This is a genomic window from Dapis purpurea BLCC-M126 (assembly GCF_050015975.1).
Classification (GTDB): Bacteria; Cyanobacteriota; Cyanobacteriia; order Cyanobacteriales; family Microcoleaceae; genus Trichodesmium.
Window position 1 is genome coordinate 1 of sequence record NZ_JBNHER010000275.1, and the last position, 1,250, is coordinate 1,250.

The 1,250-nt window shown below is 33.3% G+C and carries 2 protein-coding genes; both read left to right on the plus strand.

Features of this window, described 5'->3' with window-relative positions; translation table 11 throughout:
- Nucleotides 1-114: 114 nt before the first annotated feature.
- On the plus strand, nt 115-702 hold the full coding sequence (locus ACP6PL_RS25440) for a slr1658 family protein (RefSeq protein WP_426548126.1): 588 nt from the start codon (nt 115-117) through the stop codon (nt 700-702).
- A 118-nt stretch (nt 703-820) separates the two neighbouring features.
- Nucleotides 821-1,174, plus strand: coding sequence for a slr1659 superfamily regulator (locus ACP6PL_RS25445; protein WP_426548127.1), 354 nt, complete (start codon nt 821-823; stop codon nt 1,172-1,174).
- Nucleotides 1,175-1,250 lie beyond the last annotated feature (76 nt).

The window sequence follows — 1,250 nt, forward strand, 5'->3', positions numbered from 1 at the left end:
AATTCCGTAACGGTTTTAACCAGAGGTAATTATCAATTATCCATTATCAATTATCAATTAATGAACAGGAGCAACCATTCAGCAACACCTATCCATTTATAGCAAATAGTCCTGATGAAAACCTATGAAATTTATGGAGATTTTAACAACAATTTATCTGATAGCAATCAAATATTAGTTATCAGTTTTTCTTTGTCATCAATTCCTTTCAAACAGCGATGGCGAAATAATAGTTTATCTGCGAATTTTATCGCAGATTACTTAACCGCATTTTTCTCAGTTGAGAAAAATGATGCTAAGACAGTTGCTCGCAAAAAAGAACTTCAAGCAAGTGTTAGTTATATAACCAATGAATTGCTAGAAAATGCCATGAAGTTCCACGACGACAGAACAAAAAATCCTATTAGATTTGGTGTTCATCTTCTAGAGGATATAGTCGTCTTGCTTGTATCTAATTGCGTGTCTTCAGAGATTTGGTTGAAATTTTATCCAATCATTAATGATTTGATGACTTGCGACCTCGAAGATTTGTATATAGATCAAGTAAAAAAACTGGCCGAAGATGAAAATAATCAAGTTTCTGGGTTAGGACTAATTACCATTATGAGTGACTATAGCGCTACCTTGGGCTGGAAAATTAATAAAATCAAGGATGATAATGGCTTAATAACTATTAGGACAATGGCACAATTTAAGGTATAATGATAAACAATGTGACTATATCGAACCTTTGCTGTAAGTTTTCACTGAAAGTTTATAATATACAAAGGTCTTAAAGCCATTTAATCAATTATCAACAATAGCTAGAAGTAAAAAAATCATGGAAGTTAAAGACCAAAATTATCAGGTTAATTTTGACTCTGACACCGCAACAGTAACTTTTCAAGGTTCCCTCAGACTGTCAGGAATGGAAGAGTACAAGCCAATTGTTGAGCTTTTAAATCAAGTTAACGAGATGGACTATGAGACCATTAATCTTGATTTGAAAGAGCTAGAATTTCTCAATAGTTCTGGTATTAGTGTGTTATCTAAGTTTGTGATTTCTGTTCGCAAAAAAAAGAGTACAAGCATCTTGATCAAAGGTTCAAAAGGTGTGCCATGGCAGGGAAAATCCTTAAAAAATCTCCAACGATTAATGCCTACTCTGATCTTAGAATTAGAAGAATTAGAATAGGATCTGATTCAGGGCTGTTTCTTTATAGAACCCATTTGGTATCTCTAAAAAATTAGGCGATCGCTAACCTCTTAAG